The organism is Kaistia granuli DSM 23481 (assembly GCF_000380505.1).
GTDB lineage: Bacteria > Pseudomonadota > Alphaproteobacteria > Rhizobiales > Kaistiaceae > Kaistia > Kaistia granuli.
The window spans coordinates 122404-140365 of sequence record NZ_AQYH01000003.1; the positions used below are offsets into that span (position 1 = coordinate 122404).

Annotated in this window: 17 protein-coding genes; 10 read left to right on the plus strand and 7 right to left on the minus strand. The window is 64.7% G+C overall.

The genetic code is table 11. From position 1 onward, the window contains the following. Nucleotides 1–23: 23 nt before the first annotated feature. Nucleotides 24–881, minus strand: a complete 858-nt coding sequence (gene mazG, locus G342_RS0102940) for a nucleoside triphosphate pyrophosphohydrolase (RefSeq protein WP_018181609.1) — start codon at nucleotides 879–881, stop codon at nucleotides 24–26. Nucleotides 882–1169: 288 nt separating this feature from the next. Here mazG and G342_RS0102945 point away from each other — a divergent pair, with 288 nt between their 5' ends. From G342_RS0102945 to G342_RS0102985, 9 genes are all read left to right on the plus strand, one after another. Further along, the gene (locus tag G342_RS0102945) at nucleotides 1170–1379 is read left to right on the plus strand and encodes a cold-shock protein (protein WP_018181610.1); all 210 of its coding nucleotides are present in this window, start codon (nucleotides 1170–1172) and stop codon (nucleotides 1377–1379) included. Between the two features lie 116 nt (nucleotides 1380–1495). Further along, entirely contained in the window at nucleotides 1496–1717 is a 222-nt protein-coding gene (locus tag G342_RS0102950; RefSeq protein WP_018181611.1) for a hypothetical protein, read from the plus strand. 150 nt (nucleotides 1718–1867) lie between these two features. After that, complete coding sequence (locus tag G342_RS0102955; protein ID WP_018181612.1) at nucleotides 1868–2107, plus strand: hypothetical protein; 240 nt, start codon at nucleotides 1868–1870, stop codon at nucleotides 2105–2107. A gap of 113 nt (nucleotides 2108–2220) precedes the next feature. Next, entirely contained in the window at nucleotides 2221–2718 is a 498-nt protein-coding gene (locus G342_RS0102960; protein ID WP_198010724.1) for a thermonuclease family protein, read from the plus strand. Nucleotides 2719–3005: 287 nt separating this feature from the next. Beyond that, complete coding sequence (locus G342_RS23020) at nucleotides 3006–3833, plus strand: response regulator transcription factor (RefSeq protein WP_018181614.1); 828 nt, start codon at nucleotides 3006–3008, stop codon at nucleotides 3831–3833. Nucleotides 3834–3860: 27 nt separating this feature from the next. Further along, complete coding sequence (locus G342_RS23025; protein WP_018181615.1) at nucleotides 3861–6119, plus strand: GumC family protein; 2259 nt, start codon at nucleotides 3861–3863, stop codon at nucleotides 6117–6119. Nucleotides 6120–6194: 75 nt separating this feature from the next. Next, nucleotides 6195–7367, plus strand: coding sequence for a polysaccharide biosynthesis/export family protein (locus tag G342_RS0102975; protein WP_018181616.1), 1173 nt, complete (start codon nucleotides 6195–6197; stop codon nucleotides 7365–7367). Nucleotides 7368–7490: 123 nt separating this feature from the next. Then, nucleotides 7491–8636 (plus strand): glycosyltransferase, encoded by a 1146-nt coding sequence (locus tag G342_RS0102980; protein ID WP_198010725.1) that lies wholly within the window; start codon nucleotides 7491–7493, stop codon nucleotides 8634–8636. Further along, the gene (locus G342_RS0102985) at nucleotides 8633–9919 is read left to right on the plus strand and encodes a glycosyltransferase family 4 protein (RefSeq protein WP_018181618.1); all 1287 of its coding nucleotides are present in this window, start codon (nucleotides 8633–8635) and stop codon (nucleotides 9917–9919) included. The genes G342_RS0102980 and G342_RS0102985 overlap by 4 nt, the downstream gene beginning before the upstream one ends. Nucleotides 9920–10019: 100 nt before the next feature. On the opposite strand, the gene G342_RS23030 is transcribed toward G342_RS0102985, so the two are convergent. The 6 genes from G342_RS23030 to G342_RS0103015 all read right to left on the minus strand — a co-directional run bounded on the left by G342_RS23030 (nucleotide 10020) and on the right by G342_RS0103015 (nucleotide 16681). Beyond that, nucleotides 10020–11147, minus strand: a complete 1128-nt coding sequence (locus G342_RS23030; protein ID WP_018181619.1) for a glycosyltransferase family 4 protein — start codon at nucleotides 11145–11147, stop codon at nucleotides 10020–10022. Between the two features lie 116 nt (nucleotides 11148–11263). Then, the gene (locus tag G342_RS25905; RefSeq protein ID WP_018181620.1) at nucleotides 11264–12532 is read right to left on the minus strand and encodes a hypothetical protein; all 1269 of its coding nucleotides are present in this window, start codon (nucleotides 12530–12532) and stop codon (nucleotides 11264–11266) included. Nucleotides 12533–12536: 4 nt separating this feature from the next. Continuing rightward, nucleotides 12537–13778, minus strand: coding sequence for a glycosyltransferase family 4 protein (locus G342_RS23035; protein ID WP_018181621.1), 1242 nt, complete (start codon nucleotides 13776–13778; stop codon nucleotides 12537–12539). A gap of 136 nt (nucleotides 13779–13914) precedes the next feature. Then, nucleotides 13915–14568: a PIG-L deacetylase family protein gene (locus G342_RS0103005; protein ID WP_018181622.1), complete on the minus strand. Its 654-nt coding sequence runs from the start codon at nucleotides 14566–14568 to the stop codon at nucleotides 13915–13917. After that, nucleotides 14565–15377: a glucose-1-phosphate cytidylyltransferase gene (locus G342_RS0103010; protein ID WP_018181623.1), complete on the minus strand. Its 813-nt coding sequence runs from the start codon at nucleotides 15375–15377 to the stop codon at nucleotides 14565–14567. The genes G342_RS0103005 and G342_RS0103010 overlap by 4 nt, the downstream gene beginning before the upstream one ends. Further along, complete coding sequence (locus tag G342_RS0103015) at nucleotides 15374–16681, minus strand: class I SAM-dependent methyltransferase (protein WP_051094068.1); 1308 nt, start codon at nucleotides 16679–16681, stop codon at nucleotides 15374–15376. Before G342_RS0103015 ends, G342_RS0103010 begins: the two co-directional genes overlap by 4 nt. Nucleotides 16682–16967: 286 nt before the next feature. Here G342_RS0103015 and G342_RS23040 point away from each other — a divergent pair, with 286 nt between their 5' ends. Continuing rightward, nucleotides 16968–17954: a glycosyltransferase family 2 protein gene (locus G342_RS23040; protein WP_018181625.1), complete on the plus strand. Its 987-nt coding sequence runs from the start codon at nucleotides 16968–16970 to the stop codon at nucleotides 17952–17954. Nucleotides 17955–17962: the final 8 nt, after the last annotated feature.

Sequence of the window (17962 nt, forward strand, 5' to 3'; positions counted from 1 at the left end):
GGCGGTCAGCACTTCCAGGTAATTTATTCGGATCCGTCGCTTGGCGTCGGCTGTTGCAGCCGCGTCTTCGCTTCGTTCCACAGAGCTTCCATCTCGTCGAGACTTGTCTCGGCGGGGCTCCGCCCCTTGGCCGCAAGGCTTGTCTCGATATGGCGGAAGCGGCGGCTGAACTTGTCATTGGTGCCGCGTAGAGCGGCATCGGGATCGACATCGGTATGACGCGCGAGATTGGCGACGGCGAACAGCAGGTCGCCGATCTCGTCCTGCACCCGTGTCTTGGAAACGGCCGGCTGGTCGAGTTCGTGCTCGATCTCGGCGATCTCTTCCTTGATCTTGTCGAGCACGGCACGCGGGTCATTCCAGTCGAATCCGACGGTGCTGGCCTTCTGCTGCAGCTTCACCGCGCGGGCGAGCGACGTCATGCCGGCGGGGACATCGTCGAGCAGGCCGCGCGCGACGCCATCGGTCTCTCCCGCCGCGCGCCGCTTCTCGGCGCGGATCCGCTTCTCTTCCGCCTTGACCTGCTCCCAGAGCCCTTTGGCTGCGCCGGCGCTCCGCGCTTCCTCGCTGCCGAAGACATGCGGATGGCGCCGGATCATCTTGGCGGTGATCGCCATCACGACGTCGCCGAAGCCGAAGGCGCCGACTTCTTCCGCCATGCGGGCGTGATAGACCACCTGCAGCAGCAGATCGCCCAGTTCCTCTTCCAGATCGACGAGATCGCCGCGCTCGATGGCGTCGGCCACCTCATAGGCTTCCTCGATCGTGTAAGGAGCAATTGACCGGAAATCCTGCACCTTGTCCCAGGAACAGCCGGTATCCGGATCGCGCAGCGCCACCATGATCTCGATCAGGCGCTCAATGTCTTGCGACGGCTGCATAGTGATTCCTCGTCATTGGAACGGGCTTGTCGCGCCGCTGGTCTGCTGTTGAGCCGTTGGAAAGCCTGGCGCCGCGACCGACCCGCGCAAGTCGGCGGCCGCGATCCGATGGCTCTTGAAATGATAGATTTGTTGTTTTGACCGTTTGGACTTATATAGACCGAATTCGATATTTAGCTCTGCCTTGATATTTGCCCGTGTGGCGCGTCCCAAGACATCGCTGGAACTCGGATTGGCCGACGCGGGAGTCGCGCGGCCATAGCCACGGCATGACAAAGGACACGAGAAATGGCTACCGGTACCGTAAAGTTTTTCAACGGCCAGAAGGGCTTTGGTTTCATTCAGCAGGACGGCGGCGGACCGGACGTTTTCGTTCACATCAGCGCCGTTGAGCGCGCCGGCATGCGCGGCCTGGTCGAAGGCCAGAAGCTGAGCTTCGACATCGAAGCCGACCGCCGCAGCGGCAAGTCGGCTGCAGCGAACCTGCAGAACGCTTGAACCAACCGGTTCGCGTTACGGGGTCCGGCGTTTCGACGCCGGACCCTTTTTATTTTCAAGTCGGGCATGCGGATCTCGATCCCCGGCTCCGGCGACAAACTGTTTGGAGTCGTCCCATGGCCAAGAAACCAGCCGCCCGCAGCGAAATCGTCCTGTTCGACGTCTTCTATGAAGACGGCACGCAGCGCTCCAATCGGCGTGTTCCCGGCGATATTCTCGGCGGCCTAGACGGCGACGAACCCGCTCGCGCCGAAATCGAAGCGCAGGATCGGCTGATTGCCGATAAGTCCGGCATTCCCGCCGTCCCGATCGAGTCGATCCGCCGTTCAAAGAAGTAAGGCGATCGCTGCGTCAGCCCCACCTTCCGGACAAAGCTGATAGAGTGCAGGCGGCGGCGACTCCGTTGGTGCCGCCGATCAGCCTGTTCGTCTCGTTCCCGGATTGACGACCCAGTTGCCGAAAGCCGCCTGCGGCGCGAAAGGAAGGCAATGTCTCCCAGCGATACGAAGGATGCAGCAAAGGCTCGCGCGGAAGAGCGCTTCAAGAAGGCCGAAAAGCTTCGCAGCGGCGAGGCAGCGGTGATGGCGGGCGAGCGCGATCGGGTCGCTGCGCAGGTCGCCAAGACGAGCCGCCTGCGCCAGTTGCGACTCGCCAAGGAAGCCGCCGAGGAAGCCGAGCCCAAGCCGGCGCCGAAGAAGACCGTCGCCAGGCCGAAGGCCCGAGCCTGAGTCCTGGCTGTTGCTGCTAACACGCTCCCGCTCATGGCTCGCATGTCGCTAGATTGCCGGTCATGATTCGTCCACGCTCCCGGCGCCGTAAGGCGCCGCCGCTGATCTTCCTCGTGCTCCTGGTCGCGGGCCTGCTGTTCATCGGTTACCTGGATCAGCAGCTTCGCGAGATCCGGGCTTCCGATGGCTCCAGGATCATCGTGCGCGACGGCGACTCGCTGGCGATCGATGGGAAGGACTTCCGGCTGTCGGGCATCGATGCTCCGGAACTTCATCAGTCCTGCCAGGATGCCGGCGGTGTGCCGTGGCGCTGCGGCGAGCAGGCCCGCAAGGCGCTGCGCGCCCTGGTCGCGCGCGGCGAACTGGCTTGTTCACCCTCCGCCCGGGATCGCTTCGGACGTGTCGTCGCCACTTGCCGCGCCAAGGGCGTGGACGATATCGGCGAGGTGATGGTTCGCGATGGCCTCGCCGTCAATTTCGGCGGCCGGGGTGAGGGCGACTACGTCGCGGCGGAGCATGCGGCGCGGCGTGACAGACGCGGAATCTGGCAGGGTGAATTCATCCCGCCCGCCGACTGGCGCCGCGAGCATCCCCGGTCCGACGCCTTCTAATCTCGGACGCGCGTCCCGATTGGACGGCGCAGGCGAAAGACGCCCCAGGCGAGACGGCTGAAGCTAGCCACCCGGATGGCACCAGCAACGCTTTGGCCTACTCCGTTCGAAGGAGGTTGCAGCCAAGACTGCAGATAGCGCCGGCCAATGTTGAATTCGTAGCGAGAAGAAAAGCAAAAATACAACCTAGAGTTGTGGAAACTCATCAATCTGGTTGTATACTTGGATTATTGCACGCATAGACAAGCCAATCAATTCTTCATCTGGTGACCTGAATGGAGCCGGACATGTGGAATGTTGACAGCGTCCATCTGGACGCGGAGCGCGGACCGGCAGCCCTGGCCGCGGAAATCCGGATCGCCCTGATCGATCGCCGTGTGCTGGACAGGGAATGTCTGGCCCGTGGCCTTATGGCCAGCCGTGGCGATCTCGAAATCCTGACTTTCGGCTCCGTCGACGAGTGGGGCAGGGCCGCGGACCATCATAGTCAGGTTTCGGCCATTCTCCTCAGCATCGGCAGCCAACGCGCCGATGACGTCGATGTCGAAGTCGCGCTCGACAGGCTGGCGCGCGATTTCCCCGGCATCCCCGCCATCCTGCTCGCCGACAGCGAGAGCGCCGCGCATGTGCTATTGGCGCTGGAGCGGGGCGCGCGGGGCTACATCCCGACGAGCGTCGGGCTCCATATCGCCATCGAGATCGTCAATCTGGCGCGGGCGGGAGGGCTGTTTGTGCCCGCCAGCTGTCTGACGTCGTCGCGCGACGAGATCCTTGCGTCGGAGTATCCGGAGCCAGCCTACGATCCGCTGGCGGACCTCTTGACGCCGCGCCAAGCCGCCGTCGCGGAAGCCATCCGCAAGGGCAAGGCAAACAAGATCATCGCCTATGAGCTCGATCTCCGCGAAAGCACCATCAAGGTCCACATCCGCAGCATCATGCGCAAGCTTGGCGCGCACAATCGCACCGAAGTGGCGTTCAAGCTGAACAATCTCATTCAGGCCGCCGCGTTCCCGTCGCGTCGAGCCCGGCCGCAGGCCAGCGCGACGCCGCATGAGCCGGCCTCGAAAGCGGACAAGCTGCATCGGTCGATGCCGCCGACCATCGTCTGCGCCTGAGCTCCTTCCACATCACAGGACACGATCGTGATCCAGTCTTCGCCTCCGATCGGCTGGCAGGATGCCGGCGTGCACGGCTTTGCGGCCGTGCGCCAGCGTGGACGGCTGGTCGTTGGCTTCGTCGCTGCCGGACTGGCCGCCGGTATCCTGTCCTACGCGCTGCAAGCGCCGAACTACCTTGCCGAGGCGGTGATCGCGCTCGATGTCCGCCGCATCCAGGCCATGCCGATCGATCAGGTCGTCACGCCATTGCCGCAGGAAAATCCGGTTTTGCGGACGGAGTTGGACATGATTGCCTCCCGCGTCATGGCGCAACGGGTAATCGCCAAATTCGCCGAGGAAGGCGCGACGCCGTTTGGCGACGAGGAGACGGGCGGCATTCGGATTCCCGCCGCCCGGGAGTCCCTTGTCCAGCAGGGGCGCGGGGTTTTGGCTCGCATCCTCGCCCGACTGCCCGGCCGCCAGGCGGCGCCGCAGCCCGATCCGCAGTCCGCCCTGGAAGAACGCCTCCGCGCCAATCTCGACGTCGTCAATGACGGCCGCTCCTACACGATCTACATCGCCTACAGCGCCGACGATCCCGTGATCGCGGCGCGGATCGCCAATGCCTATGCGCGCGCCTATCTCGACTATCAGGACGACGTCCAGATCGATGCGACCCGACGCGTCAGCGATTGGCTCGAAGAACGACTTTCGACCCTCGGGGCAAAGCTGCAGCAGGCGGAGCAGGGCGCCGAGCGCTTCCGGGCCTCGTCGGGCCTGTTTGAAATAGACGGTGTGACGATCGCCGCGCAACGCGTGAGCGCGCTGAGCAGCGAGCTGATCGCCGCCCGCGCCGCCTTCGCCACCGCCGAGGCGCGAGAGAAGACGGCGACGCTGCTGGCCGGTCGACAGGATGGTCTCGACGGCTTCAGCGACGTGCTCGGCTCGCCGATCATCCAGCAGCTGCGGGTCAGTCAGACGCAGCTGGAGCGCCGGCTGCAGGTCCTGAAGGATACCGGCGCCTCGCAGAGCGTCGAGATACCCGCCCTGACCTCCGAGCTTGAGACGGTGCGACAACAGATCGGCCGCGAGGTCGAGCATATCCTGATCAGCCTCCGCAACGAGATCGACACCGCCGGTCGCCGGGTCGCCTCGCTACAGGAACAGTTACAGGCCGCCGAAGCCGACTATGGCGGCTCCGACACCGCTCGCGTCCGTCTGGAAGGGCTGGTACGCGAAGCCAATGCCGACCGGGCCGTCTACGAAAGCCTGCTCGGCCGCGCCAAGCAGATAGGCGACCGCAAGGAGCTCACGGATCCCGGCGTGCGCCTGATCTCCGAAGCCACCGTGCCGATCGGGCCCTCCAGCCCGCGCCTGCTCTCGACGTCGTTACTCGGCCTGATGGCCGGTGCCGTCAGCGGCATCGGAACGGCCCTGATGCTCGGACGGCTGGACCATCGCGTCCGGTCCCGTCAGGCGCTGGAAGCCGCCGCCGGGCTGCCGGTTCTGACGACCATCCCGGCCGTTCCGGGTCGACACGGCCGGGACTCGGCCGGACTGGTGGTTCGCATGCCCCGCTCGCCCTTCAGCGAAGCCCTCGCTACGCTGCAATGGATGCTGCGCCTGTCCCCGGCGACCCGACGCACCGCTGTGCTGATGGTGACCTCGGCATTGCCCGGCGAAGGGAAGACGACGCTCGCCCTGTCGCTGGCCCGCTCGATGGCGGCTGCGGGACGATCGATCGTGCTCGTTGATGCCGATCTGCACCATCAGGCCGTGGCCCGCATGGCTCACGCCGGATTGCCGGGCGGCGATCTGCCAGGACTGGCGGCGTATCTCGGCAGCGACCGGCCGCTGGACGAATTCCTGACGCCGGATCCCGCCACCCCGTTGCAGCTGGTCGCGGCGAGCGGGCCTGGCGAGGATCCGCCACATCTTCTTGCCGGCAAGCGCTTCGGCCAGCTGGTCGCCGCGCTGCGTGACCGTTTCGACACCGTCATCATCGACACGCCTGCTGTCATCACCTCGTCGGACGCGGCGCAGATCGGCGTCCATGCCGATGCCATTGTCTTCGTCGCCCGCTGGGCTCGAACTCCCTATGAGAGCGTCACCGCGTCGGTCCAGCGGCTCGCCTATTGCGGGCTGACGGTCCGCGCCCTGGTGCTCAATCGTGTGTCGCTTCGCCTGCATCAGAGCTTTGAACGGCCAGGCACCATGCCAGCGCCGATCCTTGCGACGAGCCTGTCCACAGGCCGGGTGACGCCGGCAGGTGAAGCTCTATCGATCCAGATGCGCGAGGCATAGATGGGGCCCTCAATTGCAGCGTCCGCCGCAATTCTCCGCAACGGGCCGTCGCGTCTCCCGCTGCTGGCGCTAGCGTTGATCCTCCTGCTCTGGGGCAGAGGCGCCGAAGCCACTGAGATCTATCGGCTCGGCGTCGGCGACATGGTCCAGGTTGCCGTCTTCGGCGAGCCCGACCTCGGCGGCAAGTTCACGCTGGGCCCCGACGGCTCCATCACCTATCCACGCATCGGACGCGTGCTGCTGATGGATCTGTCGCCGGAAGAAGCCGCCCAACGGCTTGCGAGAGGGCTGGCGGGGCGCATTCCAGCCGATCACACCGTCAGCGTCGACGTGATCGGCCACGCGCCGGTCTTTGTCACCGGCGATGTCCAGACGCCCGGTCGCCACGAATTCCGTCCCGGCATGATCGTGCTGGAGCTGGTCGCGCTCGGCGGCGGTTTGCGCCGCCCGCTGGCTCCCGTCACCGGCGCCGCCCTGCAATTGCTGGCCCTGCGACAGGACTTTGCCGATCAGAAGCTCTTCCGTTGGTCGCAGCGCGTCGAGCGGGCACGCCTGAGAGCCGAGATATCCGAGACCGATTTCGACGCTGCGGGCCTGTCGGCCTCCGGCGCTCCTCTTGACATGGTCGCTGCCGAGACCGCCCTGTTTCAGATCCGCAAGGCATCGCTCGCCGGCCAGATCGCCGCCTTCGACGCGCAGCGGCGCGCGCTCGACGACGAAATCGCCACCCTGCGGGAAAGCCTCCAGCTGCATGATCGCGAACTCGACCTGATCACCCAGGATGTCGAAGCGACGCAGCAGCTGGCCAATCAGGGCCTGACGGCGCTGTCGCGACTGCGCGAGATCCAGCGCCAGCATTCCGAGCTGAAGCGCGACAAGCTGGATGTGATGAGCTTCCTCGCGCGCGCAAGACACGGCCGTCTCGAGATCGACCAGCGCGCGGCTGCGCTGCAGGAAAGCCGGGCCGCTGAGAATGCCATGGCGCTGCGGTTGCTGGAGCTGGCGATCGCCCGGACCGAGCAGAGGATCGCCTCGCTGACGGCCAGCATAGGGGCTGCCAGTGAGGATCTGGAGGCGGGAGCCAACCGACAGCTGCCGGCAGCCACCTATATCGTCGTCCGTCGCACGGCGACCGGAACCGAGCCGGTCCGGGTCGGCGACCGAGATCGGCTGCAGCCCGGCGATATTCTCGAAGTCGATCGTCATCTTGACGAGCTCGACGGACGGCAGCCAACGGAAGGTCGCTGACGCCGCCAGGGAGCAACTAGGGAGGGCAGCATGCCGGATATGCATTCCGTGGCGAGCAGCGGGTATTGGGGGCAATCGCCGCGAACTCCCGCCCGCATGCACGTCGCCATGGCGATGGGCCGATTGTCCCGAGCTTCCGGCGGCATTTTTGAAGCCGTGGCCGGGCTGGCGTCGGCGCTGGGGGGGCGGCCTGGAATCGATGTCGAGGTCCTCGGCCTCGATCATCCCGCCGGCGGCGTCGACGTCCTGACGCGCTGTGGCGTCCCCGCGCGGTCGTTTCCCACGCACGGGCCGAGATCGTTCGGCTATTCCCCGGCCTTCGGCCAAGCGCTCCGCGCCAGTCGAGCCGATCTTCTGCATGTGCATGGGCTCTGGATGTATCCTTCCGTCGCTGCGCCAAGATGGGCTGCGGCGCGCAAGGCGCCCTATATCGTCACGCCGCATGGCCAGCTGGATCGATGGGCTCTGGCGCATCGCCGCTGGAAGAAGCAACTGGCGAGCCTTGCCTATGAGATGCGCCATCTGCGCGGAGCCTCCTGTCTGCATGCGCTCTGTGATGCCGAACTGGCTTCGATCCGAGCCGCTGGTCTCACAAACCCGGTCTGCGTCGTGCCGAACGGCGTCGGGGTTGCCGCGGACAAGGGGGCGGCGGCGCCTCTCTGGCGAAGCCGGGTGCCAGGGCGGGCGTCGATCCTGCTGTTCCTTGGTCGTCTTGCCCCGCAAAAGGGCATCCCCGATCTGCTGACGGGCCTGGCTGTGGCGCGGGACGCCGCGGCGCTCCAGGCATGGCATCTCGTCATCGCCGGCTGGGGCGACCCCGGCTATCGCGAAAAGCTCGAACAAATGACGGAGGCTCTCGGCCTGCGCGGGATCGTCCATTTCGTCGGCCCGCAATTTGGCGAGGAAAAGGCGCGCACGCTGGCCGCCGCCGACGCCTTTGTCCTCCCGTCCCTCAGCGAGGGCCTGCCGATTGCCGTGCTGGAAGCCTGGGCGGCGCGGCTACCGGTGTTGATGACACCGCAGTGCAATCTGCCGCATGGCTTTGCCCGTGCCGGTGCGCTGCGCATCCTGCCGGAGCGGGACAGCATCGCGATGGGACTGCGGCGGCTGTTCACCATGCCGGCAGCGTGCCGGGACGAGATCGGCGAGCTCGGCGCCCGCCTCGTCGCCGAGCTCTATGCCTGGCCCCGGGTAGCCGATGACATGGAGGACGTCTATCGTTGGCTCCTCGGTCTTGCCGACCGGCCCGAGACGGTGGATCTGGCATGAAGCGGAACGAAGCCTCCGTGCTGGCGGCGGAGCCCGGAGCGCTCCGGGACGGCCTTCTGCCCACACCCCTGAACGTCACGGTCATCCAGGACGGAGCGCGACTGCGCTACGCGCTCCCGCTGGCGCTCAAAGCGGCCGGCATTCTCGGCACCGTCCACACCGACTGGTTCATACGATCCGGCTCGGCCGAGGCCCTGATGGCCGACGCCATGGCGAAGATCTCGAAGGGCGCTGGCCGCCGCCTCGCAGGGCGTCGCTGCGCCGACCTCGCCGGCAGCCGGGTGGTCGCCACCGGCTGGCCGGCTCTGATCTCCCGCCTTCTCGAAAGCCGAGCCGTCTTGCCGGAAGAGATCTTTGTCCAGCGCTCGCGGGCGATCTGCCGGCAGGTTCTTGATGACGGCTGGCGGGGCGCCAACGTTCTCGCCGGCTTCGTCCGCAATATCGACCCACTCCTTTGCGAGGTGGCGCGGCACCGCAATATCACCGTCATCTCCGACCAGATGATCGCGCCCATCGATGTGCAGATCCGCGAGGAAGCGCGACAAGCGGAGCGCTGGCCCGGCTGGGAAACGGCGGTCGCCGCGCCGGGCGCCGCGATCATGCGCCAGATCGAACAACGAACCTGGCAGGCATCCGACCATATCACGTGTGCCTCCAGCTATGTCCGCGACGGCCTGCTTCAACAGGGAATCGAGCCCGATAGGATTTCGGTCATCCCCTATCCGGTTGATGCGAACGCTTTTGCCTTCCAGGATCGGCGCGAGCGAAGCGGGCCTGTGCGGATCGGTTTCGTCGGCCATGTCTCACTGCGCAAGGGCAGCCCCGCATTTCTCCAAATCGCCCGGGCGTTCGATCCCCAGATCGTCCGCTTCATCCTGGTCGGTCCGGTGGCACTCGACGCGGGTCGTGTCGATCGTCATCGCGGACAGGCTCATCTCACCGGTAGTGTTCCCGCTTCGGCGGTCCGGTATTGGCTGGAGAGCTTCGACATCTTCCTGTTCCCGTCGGCCTGCGAGGGATCGGCTGGTGCCGTGATGGAGGCGATGGCCACCGGGCTGCCGATCGTCACTACGCCCAACAGTGGCACGCCGGTGCGCCACGGCGTCGAGGGCTTCGTCCATGGCTGCGAGGACATCGACGGCATGAAGGACTCGATCGAGCGCCTGATCCGGGATCCTGCCCTGCGGCTGCAAATGGGCGAGGCCGCTCGTCGACGCGTCGAGACGATGACCATCCCGCGCTATGGTGCGGCTTGGCATCAAATGCTGCAGCGCATCCGGTAGATCCTCGGGGTAGACTGGTCGCCCGATCGAATCGGCAGGCCCAGCCGGGCAGCGGCGCGATCTTGGCGTGACGGAAGTTCTCCCCGGCGTCTCGTAGGCTTCAATCATCCGGTCGTTCCCGACGGAACAACATCCCGGCGGTCAGAGCCCGCGCGAAGAGGCCAGTACGCGCTGGCGTTTCCAGCGCGTGATCGACGGCGCGCCGCAGATTGACGGCAAATCGCTCCGGCGACCATGCGGCGATCGTCGCTCGGCCGATTCGCCCCATGGCCACGGCCGCGAGGGGATCCACTGCAATCATCCGCATCTGCTGCGCGAGTTGCCCTATGTCTTGCGGATCGAACCGGTAGCCATTGACGCCGTGCTGCACGAGCGCGTCGGAGCAGCCGCAACGCGAGGACACCAGCACCGGCAGGCCCGCTGCCATGGCCTCGTTCACCACCAACCCCCATTGCTCGGTTGTGCTGGCCAGAACAAAGGCACCGGCGAGGCCATAAAAGGTGGGGAGTTCCGCATATTGCCGGAAACCGGGTAGGTGCACCCAACTCGTCAGCCCCTCCCGAGCGACGAGGGCACGAAGCTCCGGCATCAGCCGGCCGTCCCCCAGGATGACCAGATCCCATGCCGGCGCGCCAGCGGTCGCGCGATAGGCGCGATAGGCGTTGACGAGAGCGAAGAGGTTCTTCTTGGCGACCAGCCGGCTGGAGGCCAGGAAATAGCGTGCGGGCAGGCCCTGCTCGGTGCGCAGCGCATCGGCGTCGGCACGAGCCCGATCCGCTCCTTCGGAGAAATGCGCATTGTCGATGACATCAAGCCCATCGAAGATGCCAACGTCGTTCATGCCGAGTGCCACCAGATAGCGGCGATGCGCGTCGCCGCCGACCAAGGCGGCTGCGTAGAGCGAGATGATCCGCCGTTTGACGGCTTCGCGCCATGGAAGACGCGGCGTGTCTGCCGCGGCGCTGTCCGACATGACGATGGCCGGCTTGCCGTTCTGGGCGCACCATAGCAGAGCTGCCAGCGCCGCTGGATGGGACCAGCCGGCGATGGCGACCACATCGGGTCGCGCTGTTGCCAGTGTTGCCGATACCTTGCCCAGCATGGTGCGAACGGACTCGGCATCGATATCGCCGGATACGATCTGTCGCGGAAACTCGCCCGATCCTCGCGTGCTTTCCCACGCATAGGTTCGGTCGGTCCCGCTGAGTTCGATACCGATGACCGACACTTGCCGTGCCGCCGCATCTAGCCTCGAGATGTGGTAGGGCCCGAAACGCTGAAACAAGACGGCGACGCGAGGCAAGTGAGGCACTGCGTTTCGCGGCTTGCTTCGTGCTGGCGCGTTCATGGCGACAACCGGATCGGTGCGCCGTGCGCCTGAATACCGTCCCTCCGCACGCGCGCCAGCAGCAGCGCCGGCACGAGAAATACCAGCATGTGAATCCAGGCTGAAAACGGCCATTGCGTGTGGTGGGTAATGGCGTGCATCGCCGGCGCCAACGATAGCGCGTAGACTATCTGGCACATCGTACTGTCGGCCATGGCGGCGTCATAGAGGCGTCGCATTAGGTAGGCGAGCAGGAAGAACTTCAGGGCGCCCAGATAGGCGAACGAGGCGAAGGCGTCAGTCAGGCCCGTCTCTGTCGTGCCCGGATGAGGGGCGTAGTCTCGTGCGATCTGGCCCTCTAGCGGGATCATCAACCCTTCCTTGAAGCTGGCGCCGAAGAGCTGCGCCGGCACGTAGTTGAATACCGTTGCGTTCCAGTGACTGAGGCCGAAGTCGAACGCCTCGGTCTGGCGAACCGCTTCCATCCGGTTGACCGCGTTCCGTACCTCATTGCCGCCATGCGCGACGACATCGGCAAAATTGGCGCCGACATCGATCTTCAGCAGGGACGACCATGGCGATGGGTCGCGCGCAGTCGTAACAGAACGATAGTCTCCTGTGCTGGTGAGGGCGAGCGCGGCGGCGAGGACGAACAGCAGCGAGAGCAGCCGTGGGGCGGCCCAGCGCCGCTGGAACCAGAACGCCAGCGCGATCAGGAAAACGAAGTCTGCCGCTTCGCTACGTCGTCCGTGCATCAGTATCCGATCGGCGTAGATCACGAGATCGAATGCCAGGATGGCCAGTCCCGGCAGGCTTGGCCGGTGGGCACAGACGATTAGCGCAATGGCAAAGCCATAGGGAAGCAACCGGGCGAAGAAGATGTAGACGACGGGCAGGCCCGTATAGACCGAAAACTTGATGTCGTAGGGGAGGTTGTTGATCTTCATATAGAAATAGGCGCCGATGCCCGACAGAACCGCGGCGATGGCGAGCAGCTTGTGCTCGTCGAGGCGCCAAGGCGCGCCTTTCGTCACGGAGCGGCGCGCGGCACACCAGCCGAGCACGCAGCCGGCGAGGCAAAGGATCGCAAATGCCGCCGTCCTTGCCACGGCGCCCGCCGGAAAAAACGGGTCGTCGGCGAACGCCGGCAATTGCGGGGCGATGAAGCCCAGAAATGTCGCACCCGCTAGAAACGGATAGTGATAGGCGCCCTCTGGGCTTCGGAGACTCGCGATCACGACGCCGGCAGAGGCGAGAACGAGTGTCCAGATCAGCGGCATCGCCATCGCGTCACGCCTCACGTTCTTCAATCTTGCGCATCGAGCGCCCGCTTGGACGCGCTCGCTCACGGATTCCCCGAATCAGATTCTTGAGCGGGATCGGCAGATGCGTTCGCAGGCCGGGGCGGAGACCGGACGGAAGACGCCAGGCCTGCATGGGAAGAGGCGGAGCGATCCCTGGGCGCGAGAGCTGGAGGCGATGAAGGAGGGCCGCATAGCTCTCCGCCATGCGGTTGACACCAAATCGCTCCCGCGCCGAGGTGGTGCCGCGACGCGACAGGGTGAGCCAGAACGAAGGCAGATCAATCAGACGTCGGATGGCCACCGACGCCGCCTCGATGTCACCGACCGGGAATAGCAGTCCCGTCACGCCATCATCGACCACCGCGTCCGTAACTCCATGGATGCGCGAAACAACCGGCACGCATCCGGCCGCCATCGCCTCGGCCGCGGTGATCATGAAGCCCTCGAACCGGGAGGGAGCCAGCAGGATGTCATGCTCGGCCATCAGCGCCGGAACGACGGCCGGTGGGACAGCGCCGGTGAAGCGAACGCGCTCGCCCAGAAAGGCGCATCGCTGCTCTAGACGCGGAAGATCCGGACCGTCGCCGGCGATGGTCAGCCTCACATCTGGTGGCAGCCGGCGCAGGATAGAGGGAAGCCACAGCACGCCCTTGGCCTGGTCTTCGATGCGGCCAAGAGAGAGGATTCGTAGCGACGATCCCCCGGGTCGGGGCCCGCGAGGCGACGCAGCCGGCAGATCCGCGGCGTTGCCGATCGTACAAATCGCGGCGCGATGGAAATGATGGCGAGCGATCAGGTCCGCCTTGATGCGGGGCGAGACGCAGACCGTGCCATGGACATGATCCCGAATGGCCGCCGCCGCTGCATAGGTTCCGGGGGTGATGTTGTGCACGATGAGGACACGAAGCACGGATGCGGGGAGATGGCGCGCGAGGTTGGTCTGCACGGGATCGGCATGGACATTGACGAAGACGCCGTCATAGCCGCCGCTGGTGACGGCTGCCAGCAACGCCCTCGCCTGGGCCGGTTCGTCGTCGGTAGGCTGTCCGCACGCCATTCCGTTCGGGCTTTCGGCCTGCCAGTCGGGATGGGTTGCCGCCTGATGGGCGGCGGGCCCGATCCCGAGCCAGCGGACATCGATACCGAGTGGCGCGAGACCGGCGCGCAGATGGCGAAATACCGTGAAGGTCCCACCGCGATGCGGATAGACGAAGTAGGCGAGTTTCATACTCCGAACCTCCGTTCGAAGGAGCGTGCCTGGCTAGATTGTTCACGAGACTAGGGCAGGGCCTGCGCCTGTCGCAGTCGTGACTTGGGCTGACGAGGTCGACCACCCGGATAGGGGGCGGCATCGGCGGCGCGAATTAGCCGATCGCGCCCTTGCGCAAAATGAAGGCCTCGGCATAGCGCCCGGACGATCGACACTCGGCGCCGCGAAGTCGGGCGAGCCCACGAAAAGTCTCGCCGTCGAACCAGTCTTTCGATCGCTGCGAGGCGAAGTGCTCGACCAGCAGCGCGATCTTGCGCTCCATCACGTCCTCGCCATACGGCACATAGAGGTTGGGTCGACCGAGATCGCCATCCCATTTCGGGATCTCGTATTCGAGGATCAGATGATCGCGAAACGTGTTCCATGTCAGCCGCGAGACGGCGCGATGATCCTGATGCGCGTCGTCGCGGCGATGGGTCAGGATAAGGTCGGGTGCGCGGCCCGACTTCAGGTTCTCCATCCAGGCCTTGATCGCCTCTCCCTGTTCCGGGAAGAGCCCATCGGAAAACGTGCCGGCAACCACGTCGGACTTGCAGGCGCCGGCGAGAAAGGAGGCGGCCGATCGCTGCGCCTCCCTGGCTCTCTCGCCAGGAGCGCTGAGAACGCACCACCGCACATCGAGGCGCGCCCCTGCCGCGATCCAGGCGAGCAGCGTGCCGCCCGCGCCGATCTCGATGTCGTCGGAATGCGCGCCGAGGCAGAGCACCGAGAGACCATCGCCCGGCCGCACCAACGAGAGCGGTTTCATAGCCCGGCGATCGCCAGCGGCCCGGCCATCGCGGCGCTTTCCATCCTCCGCCACGGCATCCGGCCTTGCTCTACCATTTCCTCCAGCACTTGCCGGTCCTTCAGCGTGTCCATTGCCCGCCAGAAGCCCTCATATTTGTAGGCCAGCAGTTCGCCAGCCTCGATCAATCGGGCGAACGGCTGGAGCACGAGTTCCTCGCCCTGCAGAAGAAAATCAAAGATCCCTGGCCTGAACAGGAAGAAGCCGCCATTGATCCAGAGATCGGAGCGATCCGCTGTCCTGAAGCCCCGGACCCCGCCGTCGCCGGCAATGTCGGCGAAATGGAAGCTGAGTTGCGGCCGCACCGCCAGGAAGCAGGCAAGCTTTCCGCTGGCCCTGAATCGCGCGATCATGTCGCCCAGATCGACATCGCTGAGGCCGTCGCTGTAATTGGCGAGGAAGATCTCCTCGTCCCGGACATGCTCGCGGACAGCCAGCAACCGCTCGCCGATGTTGCGCCACATCCCGGTATCGATCAGCGCCACGCGCCAATCCTGTTCCGGCGCTCCGAGCATCTCGATCTTGGTGCCAAAGCCCGAAACGACGCAATCGGCATAGGCCTGCGGCCGGTAGTTCAGGAAGAACTCCTTGATGACATTCGCCTTGTAGCCGGTGCACAAAACAAAATCCGTATGCCCGTACTGGCTGTAGTAGTTCATCAGGTGCCAGAGGATCGGCTGCTGGCCGATCGGGATCATCGGCTTGGGGATACTCTCGGGATATTCGCGGATCCGCGTTCCGAGACCGCCGCAGAACAAAACGACCTTCATGATACGACCTCCCGCCATTTCGCATTGCCGTTTGGCTCGACGATGCGCGGCTCGGGGATCGGCACGATGAAGCGCGCGCCCCATTCCGCGATGTGAGCCATCTGGGCCATGATTTCGTCCCTGAGGTTCCAGGGCAGGATGAGGACATAATCCGGCCTGGCGAGTTCGATTGCCTCCAGCGGCAGGATCGGAATGTGCATGCCGGGGGTGAAATGACCGTGCTTGTGCGGGTTGCGGTCGACCGTGAAGTCGAGGAAGTCGGTACCGATGCCGCAATAATTGAGCAGGGTATTGCCCTTGCCCGGTGCGCCATAGCCGCAGATGGTCTTGCCCTCGTTCTTAAGTCCAATCAGCAGGGAAAGCAGCTTGCGCTTCGAGGCCCGAACGCGTTCGGCGAAGGCGGAATAAGTCGCAACCCGATCGAGCCCCATCGCCCGCTCGCGCGCAAACAGCGCCGGGACCGAGGGAGACTGCGGACGACTGGAAGCCGCGTGCACCAGATAAGCCCGAAGCGATCCGCCATGCGTTGTCAATTCCTCGATATCGAAAAGCCGCAACTGATGCCGCGCGGCTATCTGTTCGATCGCGAGCAGCGAGAAATACGAGAAGTGCTCGTGGTAGATCGTGTCGTATTGCGTCTCGTTCATCAGTCGAGCCAGATGCGGGAACTCCAGCGTCACCACGCCGTCCGGTTTGAGAAGAATCCGCATTCCTTCGACGAAGTCGTTCAGGTCCGGAACTTGCGCCAGTACGTTGTTGCCGATGATGAGATCGGCTTGCCTTCCCTCCGACACCAGCTGCTGCGCCAATTCCGAGCCGAAGAACGCGATCCGCGTCTCGACACCCTTCTCGATCGCCGCCCTGGCGACATTCTGTGCCGGCTCGATGCCGAGTGCGCGAACGCCGAGCGGCGCAAAGTGCTGAAGCAGATATCCGTCATTGCTGGCGATCTCGACAACAGAACTTCCCGCATCGAGCTGAAGTCGCCGCGTGATCGCCTCGCAATAGCTCTTGGAATGGGCCACCCAACTGGACGAATAGGAGGAGAAATACGCATAGTCGCTGAAGATTTCATCCGGCTCGACATAGGCCTTGAGCTGCACGAGGAGACAAAAATCGCACGCCAGGACGCGAAGCGGGTAACTAACTTCGGCGCGGTCGAGATCCTCCTCCGGCACGAAACGCTCGCAAAGTGGCGACATGCCGAGATCGACGAAGACGTGCCGCAGGTCACTGCCGCAAAGCCGACACTTGCCAGAATGCGGTCGCCCACCCTCTGGCGCCGATCCGAAAAGTTTCATCATCCGAGTCCTCCCTCGACGATCTCTCGACACGCCCCGTAGCAGCGGAACATCCGCACTGGATGCACTCGTTTGCCTTCGGAACATAACAAGAACTGCAAGAAGGTCGCGTTGCACGTTCTGATGATGGAAGGACAGAAACCGCTACCTCATTTGGAGGAGTTTCCAAGCCGAACAACTGGCACACCAACGGGTCTCTAGGGCCTTCGGCTGGCTTGTTCCGGAGGTGTGCGGGCGCTCACAATCGGGCAAAGGTCTCGTCTTCTCGTTCGTGCGAGCGCAGGAAGTCATGCCCAGCATCGATGTCGCCATTCCCAACTACAACTACGGCCGGTACTTGCGGGACTGCGTCGAGAGTGTCCTGACACAGGACGTTGCCGCCATGCGCCTCCTGATCATCGACAATGCCTCAAGCGACGATAGTGCCGAGATCGCGCAGCAAGCCGCGACAGGGGATCCACGCATCAGCTTCGTCCAGCATCGGATCAACCTCGGCCACCAGGCATCCTTCAATGAAGCGATCGACTGGGCATCGTCGGACTATTTCATGATCCTCTGCGCAGACGACCTCCTGACGGCAGGATCCTTGCAGCGGGCTATTTCGGTGCTGGAACAGAACCCGAATGTCACATTGGCGTTCGGGGATCTCGCGGCCGACATTCCGGGGCGACGCAGCGACACGGTGGCAAATACGGCGCTGTGGCGGATCAAGCCGGCACGGAGCCTTCTGGAGCAGTTCTGTCGCACGGGACTCTACTCCGTACGCAGTTGTTCGGCCGTCGTGCGAACCCCGGTCCAGAAGCGCGCCGGATATTACTGCGCCGCGCTCGATCAATCCGATGATTTCGAGTTGATGATGCGGCTGACCCTTCTAGGCGGGGACATCGCCAGTACCCACACGCCTCAGTTGTTCATGCGCACGCACGAGAAGGAGAGATCGGCAGTGGTACGCGACAATCGTCGCCTGCAGATTCTCGCCTATGAAGCGGCATTCGTCTGGTTCTTCGCGCACGAAGGCGCCGCACATCCCGACGCCACCCGGCTCGCCAGGCTGGCGGCCCGCGGTCTTGTCGGCCGAGCCTATTGGTCGGGTATGAGCCATCTGTGCCGGGGCGATGTCCGGAACGCTGCAGGGCTGTTTCGCTATGTGGTGGGCCGATCCTGGTCGACGGCACTGCTGCCGCCGCTCGGCTACCTGCTGCGCAAGGGCGCAGAGCCGGGGGATGGCTCGGTGACGGCCGCCATGCGACGTTTGCTGCCGGCGAGTTGGAGCTAAGCAGCCCC

Excerpts from the sequence above, each read along its gene's own strand:
- mazG (WP_018181609.1), bottom strand. The coding sequence starts at position 881 with ATGCAGCCGTCGCAAGACATTGAGCGCCTGATCGAGATCATGGTGGCG.
- G342_RS0102945 (WP_018181610.1), top strand. The coding sequence starts at position 1,170 with ATGGCTACCGGTACCGTAAAGTTTTTCAACGGCCAGAAGGGCTTTGGT.
- G342_RS0102950 (WP_018181611.1), top strand. The coding sequence starts at position 1,496 with ATGGCCAAGAAACCAGCCGCCCGCAGCGAAATCGTCCTGTTCGACGTC.
- G342_RS0102955 (WP_018181612.1), top strand. The coding sequence starts at position 1,868 with ATGTCTCCCAGCGATACGAAGGATGCAGCAAAGGCTCGCGCGGAAGAG.
- G342_RS23020 (WP_018181614.1), top strand. The coding sequence starts at position 3,006 with ATGTGGAATGTTGACAGCGTCCATCTGGACGCGGAGCGCGGACCGGCA.
- G342_RS0102985 (WP_018181618.1), top strand. The coding sequence starts at position 8,633 with ATGAAGCGGAACGAAGCCTCCGTGCTGGCGGCGGAGCCCGGAGCGCTC.
- G342_RS25905 (WP_018181620.1), bottom strand. The coding sequence starts at position 12,532 with ATGGCGATGCCGCTGATCTGGACACTCGTTCTCGCCTCTGCCGGCGTC.
- G342_RS23035 (WP_018181621.1), bottom strand. The coding sequence starts at position 13,778 with ATGAAACTCGCCTACTTCGTCTATCCGCATCGCGGTGGGACCTTCACG.
- G342_RS0103005 (WP_018181622.1), bottom strand. The coding sequence starts at position 14,568 with ATGAAACCGCTCTCGTTGGTGCGGCCGGGCGATGGTCTCTCGGTGCTC.
- G342_RS0103010 (WP_018181623.1), bottom strand. The coding sequence starts at position 15,377 with ATGAAGGTCGTTTTGTTCTGCGGCGGTCTCGGAACGCGGATCCGCGAA.
- G342_RS0103015 (WP_051094068.1), bottom strand. The coding sequence starts at position 16,681 with ATGATGAAACTTTTCGGATCGGCGCCAGAGGGTGGGCGACCGCATTCT.
- G342_RS23040 (WP_018181625.1), top strand. The coding sequence starts at position 16,968 with ATGCCCAGCATCGATGTCGCCATTCCCAACTACAACTACGGCCGGTAC.